This is a genomic window from Bartonella sp. AP21QHHD (assembly GCF_042196205.1).
Lineage (GTDB): Bacteria > Pseudomonadota > Alphaproteobacteria > Rhizobiales > Rhizobiaceae > Bartonella.
This window is the reverse complement of the sequence record NZ_JBHIPT010000010.1, coordinates 24,519-31,981: the sequence shown is the minus strand read 5'-3', so window position 1 is coordinate 31,981 and position 7,463 is coordinate 24,519. Positions and strand designations below refer to the sequence as shown.

Genomic DNA, 7,463 nt, shown 5'->3' with positions numbered 1-7,463 from the left:
AGGTGAAACACGCATCTTTTTGGCAAACGCACGAACCGATATCCCCTCACGAACTTTCTTGGTCATAGTTGCTCCTTGCTTGGATTTCCTTCCCAATTACGAATAATTGACAATCAGGTATAATCGGGTATATATTCCGATATGCGAACGGATACACTTCAAGTCACACAAGAATTGTTGGCTTTTAAAAAAAACTTTGCGATAAGATGTGGCTACACAAAAGAAGATTTAGAAGCTGTGGATTCTCCACCATTGACAGATGAAGAGCTTGCACGCTTAAAGCCAGCTAAAGGCGTTTTACCAGCCTCCTTTTTAAAGTCTGTAACAGAAGAGCGCCGTAAATGTGGGTGAAGTCTTAAAAAAAGCAAGCGGTTGTTAAGATAACCACCTCCCCACTCTAAAACAATGCTTTACAGTTGAAATTAAACTTCAATTGTATTACATTGAAATACAGTTGAGAGAGGAGAAGTCATTATGGCTACCAGTCGCATGGTTCAGGCACGTGTACCGGAAGAAATTCAAAATGTCGCTAGTCAAGTTATTCAAGCCTCTGGTTTGTCAGTAAGTGATGTCGTGAGAGTGTTGATGACACGTATTGCGCAAGATAAAGCTATTCCTTCTTTTTTGTTTCAACCCAATGCAGAAACCATAGCGGCTTTTGCCGAACTTGATGAAGGCAATTTAAAAAAGTTTCATTCCGTAGACGAATTATTTGATGATCTTTATGCGGACGATTGAACGTACCACCATTTTCAAACGTGATTTTAAGCGTGAAATGAAAGGGCAACATCGGCATCTTTTAGATACTGATTTACGCAAAGTCATCACAGCATTAGCAAATGATCAACCTCTAGAGATACGGTACCGTGATCATGCATTGACTGGAAATTGGAATAATTACCGAGATTGTCATATTCGACCTGATCTAGTGTTGATTTATCGCTTGATTGATCAAGACCGATTGATTTTAGTGCGTCTAGGCTCTCATTCACAACTTGATCTTTAGATCACCTCCCCATTTTGAGAACGGAGAGGGGATTTCTGTTTTTTGAATTTAAGCAACTTTTTTAATGGGGCTCTCGAAATTTGGTTCATAAGCGCGCAACAAGGAATCCATGCTATGCGGTAATTCTGAAGCTCCAAAATCTGTAAGAATTGCCAAGATCTTTGTAATATTAGGCACGTCATTTTGAAGTTTTAAAACTAGAACCTTTTCTATTGCATTCATAGTTTGAACCAGAGCACTACAATCTTTGTCGCTCACATTTTCATCATTAGAAAATTGAGATAATGCCATCCACAAATCGCATAAGAAGTTGGTATCTATTTTCATTGCACACCTCCATGAATTTGTTCTCTTAAACATGCTAATCCTCTGGAGGTAATTTTCGTTGAAGGGAGTACCTTTTCTGTACCATCAGGTCTTTGGATAGTAATAGCAGGGCAATCCATGAATCCTTTCTTGATCTTGTCCTGATAAGGCAACAGAGGTGCTCCTGGAGCACGTCGATAGACCCAATCATTTTTACGCAAGTAATTGGTTAAATCCTTAGGTCGCACTTCAAGCATCTTTGCGGCTTCTATCAAACCGAACAGCCCATCAGAACGCTTTAAACCATCAAGTGCTTTTGCCTTTGGTTCTAATTTAGCAATGATATTGTCTTTCCGCTCGTTTTCATCTTTTAAATGCGTTAAGACACCAAGCATTACTGCTGGACTGGAGTAGTCGATCGATTGAACATAGGATTGCTTTATCTCGCCCCTACGCCATGCAACAAATAACTTAATAAGCATATAACGGACTTGAGAAGATTTTTCTGTATTCGATAATGTCGCAATCAATAACGCTTGCTCTTCGTTAAGCCAATATTCTGTTACGTTATTGCCCTTTATTACGTGCGCCACAGTGGCGCGCCTCCCAAACCGTTCTATTTCTTGCATATTTCTTGTAATTAATTTTCTAACGTCACGTGTACGAACAAACCCTAATTTTTCTGCTAAGTCCACATCGCGAACACGAGGCTCGTTTTCGACTTCTCGTAATTTGATTAATTTGTCTTTATTGGTAGGTGAGTATGTGCTATTATTCATTGTAATTGACCTCTTTCAGGTTAGTTAGATGTAAAGCGTTAGAGAGAGTTTTTGCGGACTTATGCTCTAGCGCTTTTTCTTTTTTGAGAATGTTAATTATTTCAGATGAAAGAGAGCGATCATTCTCAGTCGCCCGATTAAACAACCACTCCTTTAATGTATGTGGCATATTTATTTTATATTGGATCGTTTTCATTTTACCTCCATATGCACATATTCAGTACCATAAAGGTACCTTGTGTCAAGTGTATTTTAGGTATATTTTAGGTGCATGACAAAAAAAGATCGTGTGCAATTTAAATTTCTCATTCCAATTGAACTGAAAAATCAATTGGAAGAGCTTGCGGAAGCAAATCATCGTAGCCTTACGGGTGAAATTCTTGCTCGTTTAGAAGATTCTATCCGCACTACCGTTACATTAAATCACCTACTGGCAATGAATTCAGAAGATCTCAAAAAGCTCCTTGAACAACCACTCGTGAATAAAAAAAAATAAGATGCCACACATAGCCCCCTCAAAACGCTTTAAGCCTTCAAGCGCTTCTGCTTTTGATGCTAATTCGGCAATAACATGGTCTTTCTGTTCTATTTGACTTTGTAAGTGATTTAAGACACCAAGTAATGCTTCAGGTTTCGAATAGTCAACTTGTGGTGTGGCTACTTGTTGTTCTAATTCTTGCCAGCGGTCTATGATTTTTGCTCGTAAGGCAGTGCTGTAACCCGAAACAAGAATTAAACATTCACGTTTGGGTAGGTTATAACAGTTTTGAGGCTTACCTTGTTTATCTAAATAGGTGGATCCAAATTTGGATTGGCCCCCTTCAGGGTATAGTTCTCCTAACATTTGCCGAATATCACGCATGATATGAGCGTGTTGTTTACCACACAACTCAGCAATTTCACGACTAGACATAGTCTGAGTAACAGCACTATTAGCAGTGCTTTCTTTAATTTCTATAAGTGTGTTCACTGTGAACTCCTTGGTAATAGAGGTTTTCTATCGACACTCTAAAAGAGTGCCGGGTGCTAGAAAACACGGTACCAAGTCCGTCGTCACACCTTTCCCGTGAGGGTATTGTATAGTGTAACTACACCCGACAAGACCGTTATATGCTACAGCATATAATGAGTCAAAATCTTTAATGTTCAGAAGACTGATTATTTCGGCAACCAATCCGCTTGGTATTTTAAGGTGTTTTCTAGGCACCCGATTCGACAATAGATATAATGATACTGTCTTGTCAAGTGATAAAAAACTTTTTCTAAAAAATAATCCCATATTGTACAGTAACATACTGAAATTGTTATTTATCAATAAGTTAAGTGTACAATGTACAGTCAATTTGAAAATTCTGTCGCTAGCGATAGTTTGCGCTCGCCTGCCCCGCAATGAAGCCAACCCGCTGGGAAGTACCTTTTGAATTGATTTTATTGTATTTTTTCTGGAAAAAGCGAAGCATTATCGATAATCTTCTTTGAATTAATATCCTCCCCACTTTGCAAGCAGGGAAGATGAAATCATATTTTAAACTAAGCGACTTTTACGACAGATCTTGCTAGAACCTGTTTTGCTTCTTTAATGAGAGCTTTATATTTTCTGTTTTCTTCATCTACTCTGAAGGCATCAAGAAGACGCACATGAATTGGACCTAAAAGATATAAAACTTTTTCACCAGCGTTCATACCCTCCCAATAACTTGGCAAATCAAAGCGTGTATCATTATCGTAATCGGTCTGTTCTTGACTCTCGAGTTCTATCCAGCGGTCAATGATCTTAGCACGCAACACTGTACTGTATCCTGAAATTAAGATAAGGCATTCACGCTTAGGTAGGTTGTAGCAGACTAATTTACGTCCTGTAGAATCCTTATAATTTCCTTGAAATTTACTCACCTCAATTTTGAGGTCAGTACATATTTGTCGAATATCTCTTACAATATTGTCATGCCTTTTATCGCATAATTCCGCAATTTCACGGCTAGACATTGTTAAAGTGGTTTGGGTATTTACTAAATTGTTCATAACGAACTCCTATCTACTTAGATGCCTTCTATTCATACCCCAAGGGGTATCGGGTGCTAGAAAACACGGTAGATAGTCCGTCGTTATGCTTTTCCCAAAAGGGTATTGTATAGCATAACTACACCCGACGAGATCATTATATGCGACGAGCATAGAATGAGTCAAAGCCTTAATGTGCAGAGAAGAGATTGTTCCGGCAATCTATCCGCTATCTATCAAGGTGTTTTCTAGGCACCTGATTTAACGATATATGTTTTTCGTGAATCTTGTCAAGTAATAAGATTGCTGTGAGTAGTGTGGTGACATAGCTTAAGAACATTATTTAGCTTTCTTATTGGCGGCGTATTCTTGACGTTTAAGTTGTCTCTGTATGTTTTTGATTAGTCTTTCATTGGCATATTGTGCAATAGCACTTGCAATCTCTGGTTTGGACATCACCCCAGCAATTGAAGGTCCCTCTTGTTTTGCAATGGGAAATTTATCTCCATCCGCTCTTTGAAATACATTACCATTCAGCTTTTTTAATTCAACACGCTTTGGAAAACTGCCTCCCTTGATAAAACCATGGGGTAAGATTTCTTTCTTTCCAAACAGTGTGTAAGTTACGCCGCGTTTTGTTTCGTTTACTTTAAAAAATTTAAGAGGTATTGGTGTTCCAGAACCAATGATATCTGTCTCAAGAAACCTTGCTGTCGCCTTTTCTTTAATATAAACACCTCTTCTTATACGCTTTATTTGGGCTGATGAGATGTCTGCAACTTGCTTTTCAGTAAAGCGTTCAACTTGTTTTGCTGCAGTGTTTAGAGCATTACGCAGAGCCCAATTAAGGCGTGGTGCTTGAAGACTGGTGAAGGTATCCTTCACCTGTTGAAGATACCATTTTTGGTGGATGATTAATTTCAACTTCTAAGCCTTTTTGGGGGTAGGTGACTTGGAAGCTTTAGATGCTTTTGGCTGTTCGAGTGGAATTTCCTCTGTCACTGGTTCAGACGATGTTTGTACGGCTTCTTGTTCTATCTGTTTAATTTGTTCAACTTCCTTGTCAGGCTTTATTTTTGTTTTAACATCAACAAAAGGTTTAGCGGCATTTGCACGCTTGAGACGTGCGTAGACTTGATTGGAAATCTCAACAAATGGATTATTGGGAGTTGAAGTTTCAAAACGAACAGTGCTTTTATTATCGCCAACAACACACATTGGCTTGGTGATGATTGCTTTCATCTTCGCTCCTTTTGAGGCAATGAATTAATGACATCATTGGTTACTGAATGGCGTTTGATATGTGCAAAATAGATTAGTCTGTTTTATCAATAAAAACAGTACTTTAAGCCCTCTTGAAAGCTTAATATTTTATCAAATTTTAGGGGATATTTTTGAATTTTAGACGCAATACAACCAGTGCCGTACTGCCACTAAATACGATTTTTCACGTATTGTCAATAGAAAAATCACGATATTGTGTATTTTTAATTTTTTTGATCAAAACTTAGTATTTTAAAAGCCAATCTTTAATTTTATACAAATAACAACATTTATGTTGTATTTAAACATTTTAGATGTTATATTATATTTATGAACAGTCAAGAATTAAAAAGATATCTTACGAAACATGGTTGCAGTTTTACCTCAGGGAAAGGTGGCCATTTGCTTGTAAAACGTGGTTCTAAAAAATCCGTTTTACCTATGCATGGTACGCGGAAAGAATTAGGAACGGGATTAGTTCAAAAGATTCTTAAAGATCTTGACCTAAGGTAAGTCTGAATATGGAGATGTAAATGAAATATGCACTTAAATTTATCAAAGATGACAATGATACTCTTCTTGTCGTTTCCAAAGACTTTCAAGAATTTATTACCTATGGTAACGACGAAAAAGAGGCTTTGGAACACGCTAAAAATGCCCTTTTAACAGTTATTATGGGGCGTTTCCAAGATCGAGAAGTGGTCCCTTTTGGAGCTCGTGATGCTGCCTATCCTTTTGTTGAAGTATCTTCATTAGTTATTTTAAAAATTGCAATACACAACGCTATGGTTGAAAAGAATTTACGCAAAGCTGATCTCGTGCGTCTTTTAAAACTTCACCCAATACAAATTGACCGATTATTGGATTTAAACCACGCAACAAAATTAGATGCTTTAGAATCCACTCTCATTGCTCTTGGAAAAGAGATCACTATCAATGTTCAAAATGCTGCTTAAAATTTAGCGGTTTTGTATAAAATGTTTATGAAGTGCATTCAGAGCAACATACAGCGAACCGACAAGATGTGGCAGTGATTGATCTTCACTAACAAGATACTGTAGCGCGGCATAAAGGTTGTGCTGTCTATAAAGGCATTGTGCTTCTTTTAGCACCTCTTTCATTGCTTCATAGTAATGAGTAGTTTTTTCAATCCATTGTTTTTTTGCCTCTTCATTTAAAGATGGAGTAAAGTCATCATAAATTGCATTTGGTAAGGCTTTTGCACAGAGATAATTATTTCTCACTTCAAGATATTTTTGTGCAGCATCATACTGATCTTGATTAATTACACCTTGCAGATAAAGCCGTCCGATATAAGTAGCGGAAAGCGGATTTTTTGCTTCTTCTATGGTTAAGCCAAAGCGTTTGGCACGTATTTCTATTGCCAATTTGTCAATGGGATTATGAGGCATTTTTGTCCGTGAAATACGACCATTGGGTTCTCTGATACATCCATTAATACGAGGACGTCCACGTTTTGCATGTTTTTTTCTTTTAGCCATATTTTTTCAATCAGAATGGGACGCCATCATTAAGAGATGCACCATAATTATCAGCACCTGAGGCAATAGCATAATTTTGAGAAGTAATGGGTGAGGGGTGTACAGATTGCTCTTTCTTTGCATCAAGCAAATACAACTCGCCTTTATATTGAGGCAAAATAATTTCTGTTGTGTAACGGTCATGACCATTTTTATCTTGCCATTTGCGGGTTTGTAATTTGCCTTCTACGTAAACTTTTGAACCTTTGTTGAGATACTGAAGTGCTATTTTTGCTAAATGTGGATTAAAAATCACCACGGAATGCCATTCTGTCTTCTCTATTTTTTGATTGGTCTTTTTATCTGTATAGGTTTCAGAAGTTGCCATACGAAAATTGACTATTTCTGTTCCAGAAGTCATTGTTTTGCTTTCGGGGTTAGCACCTAGACGCCCGATTAACATTACTTTATTTAGCATGTTTTTTCTTACCTTAAATTTGTATTTTAATACATAGAAAATCTTAGCATTATTTTCTTATTTTTTCAATTATTTCAGTTAATTAATCACATTTTTTAAAGCATTACTTTATAATCTTATTTGATAAACTCACTCAATAGCTGTGTTAT

At 37.2% G+C, this 7,463-nt stretch carries 15 protein-coding genes; 6 read left to right on the top strand and 9 right to left on the bottom strand.

The features are described from left to right. Positions 1-141: 141 nt before the first annotated feature. From ACFIMC_RS00405 to ACFIMC_RS00395, 3 genes are all read left to right on the top strand, one after another. On the top strand, positions 142-351 hold the full coding sequence (locus ACFIMC_RS00405; RefSeq protein ID WP_375672151.1) for a hypothetical protein: 210 nt from the start codon (positions 142-144) through the stop codon (positions 349-351). Between the two features lie 123 nt (positions 352-474). Beyond that, positions 475-738: a type II toxin-antitoxin system RelB/DinJ family antitoxin gene (locus ACFIMC_RS00400; RefSeq protein ID WP_039757918.1), complete on the top strand. Its 264-nt coding sequence runs from the start codon at positions 475-477 to the stop codon at positions 736-738. Beyond that, positions 725-1,006: a type II toxin-antitoxin system YafQ family toxin gene (locus ACFIMC_RS00395; protein WP_375628921.1), complete on the top strand. Its 282-nt coding sequence runs from the start codon at positions 725-727 to the stop codon at positions 1,004-1,006. Before ACFIMC_RS00400 ends, ACFIMC_RS00395 begins: the two co-directional genes overlap by 14 nt. Before the next feature lie 48 nt (positions 1,007-1,054). On the opposite strand, the gene ACFIMC_RS00390 is transcribed toward ACFIMC_RS00395, so the two are convergent. Genes ACFIMC_RS00390 through ACFIMC_RS00380 form a run of 3 tightly spaced genes read right to left on the bottom strand, consistent with a single transcriptional unit; the run spans position 1,055 to position 2,287 of the window. Further along, the gene (locus ACFIMC_RS00390; RefSeq protein ID WP_375628917.1) at positions 1,055-1,333 is read right to left on the bottom strand and encodes a hypothetical protein; all 279 of its coding nucleotides are present in this window, start codon (positions 1,331-1,333) and stop codon (positions 1,055-1,057) included. Beyond that, positions 1,330-2,091: a phage antirepressor KilAC domain-containing protein gene (locus ACFIMC_RS00385; RefSeq protein ID WP_375680960.1), complete on the bottom strand. Its 762-nt coding sequence runs from the start codon at positions 2,089-2,091 to the stop codon at positions 1,330-1,332. Before ACFIMC_RS00385 ends, ACFIMC_RS00390 begins: the two co-directional genes overlap by 4 nt. After that, positions 2,084-2,287, bottom strand: coding sequence for an Arc family DNA-binding protein (locus tag ACFIMC_RS00380; RefSeq protein WP_004859798.1), 204 nt, complete (start codon positions 2,285-2,287; stop codon positions 2,084-2,086). Before ACFIMC_RS00380 ends, ACFIMC_RS00385 begins: the two co-directional genes overlap by 8 nt. Before the next feature lie 75 nt (positions 2,288-2,362). On the opposite strand from ACFIMC_RS00380, the gene ACFIMC_RS00375 reads away from it, so the two are divergent. Beyond that, positions 2,363-2,587, top strand: coding sequence for an Arc family DNA-binding protein (locus tag ACFIMC_RS00375; protein WP_375628914.1), 225 nt, complete (start codon positions 2,363-2,365; stop codon positions 2,585-2,587). Here the strand turns inward: ACFIMC_RS00375 and ACFIMC_RS00370 are convergent. From ACFIMC_RS00370 to ACFIMC_RS00355, 4 genes are all read right to left on the bottom strand, one after another. After that, a complete protein-coding gene (locus ACFIMC_RS00370) occupies positions 2,534-3,061 on the bottom strand; it encodes a Rha family transcriptional regulator (protein ID WP_375680959.1) in 528 nt (175 codons plus the stop codon). The two genes, ACFIMC_RS00375 and ACFIMC_RS00370, sit on opposite strands and share 54 nt — an antisense overlap. Before the next feature lie 560 nt (positions 3,062-3,621). Next, positions 3,622-4,113, bottom strand: coding sequence for a Rha family transcriptional regulator (locus ACFIMC_RS00365; protein ID WP_375668728.1), 492 nt, complete (start codon positions 4,111-4,113; stop codon positions 3,622-3,624). 318 nt (positions 4,114-4,431) lie between these two features. Continuing rightward, positions 4,432-5,016: a hypothetical protein gene (locus ACFIMC_RS00360; RefSeq protein ID WP_375680958.1), complete on the bottom strand. Its 585-nt coding sequence runs from the start codon at positions 5,014-5,016 to the stop codon at positions 4,432-4,434. Between the two features lie 3 nt (positions 5,017-5,019). Beyond that, positions 5,020-5,334 carry a hypothetical protein gene (locus tag ACFIMC_RS00355; RefSeq protein WP_375627954.1) on the bottom strand — a complete coding sequence of 105 codons (315 nt, stop codon included), beginning with the start codon at positions 5,332-5,334 and terminating at the stop codon, positions 5,020-5,022. Positions 5,335-5,685: 351 nt separating this feature from the next. Between ACFIMC_RS00355 and ACFIMC_RS00350 the strand changes: the two genes are divergently transcribed. Together ACFIMC_RS00350 and ACFIMC_RS00345 are read left to right on the top strand one after the other, a co-directional pair. After that, positions 5,686-5,868: a type II toxin-antitoxin system HicA family toxin gene (locus ACFIMC_RS00350; RefSeq protein WP_038473319.1), complete on the top strand. Its 183-nt coding sequence runs from the start codon at positions 5,686-5,688 to the stop codon at positions 5,866-5,868. A gap of 20 nt (positions 5,869-5,888) precedes the next feature. Then, the gene (locus tag ACFIMC_RS00345; RefSeq protein ID WP_100131245.1) at positions 5,889-6,311 is read left to right on the top strand and encodes a HicB family protein; all 423 of its coding nucleotides are present in this window, start codon (positions 5,889-5,891) and stop codon (positions 6,309-6,311) included. 3 nt (positions 6,312-6,314) lie between these two features. Here ACFIMC_RS00345 and ACFIMC_RS00340 read toward each other — a convergent pair whose 3' ends face one another. Both ACFIMC_RS00340 and ssb read right to left on the bottom strand, forming a co-directional pair. Then, entirely contained in the window at positions 6,315-6,857 is a 543-nt protein-coding gene (locus ACFIMC_RS00340) for a hypothetical protein (RefSeq protein WP_375668688.1), read from the bottom strand. Positions 6,858-6,867: 10 nt separating this feature from the next. Continuing rightward, positions 6,868-7,314 (bottom strand): single-stranded DNA-binding protein, encoded by a 447-nt coding sequence (ssb, locus tag ACFIMC_RS00335; RefSeq protein WP_375668689.1) that lies wholly within the window; start codon positions 7,312-7,314, stop codon positions 6,868-6,870. Positions 7,315-7,463 lie beyond the last annotated feature (149 nt).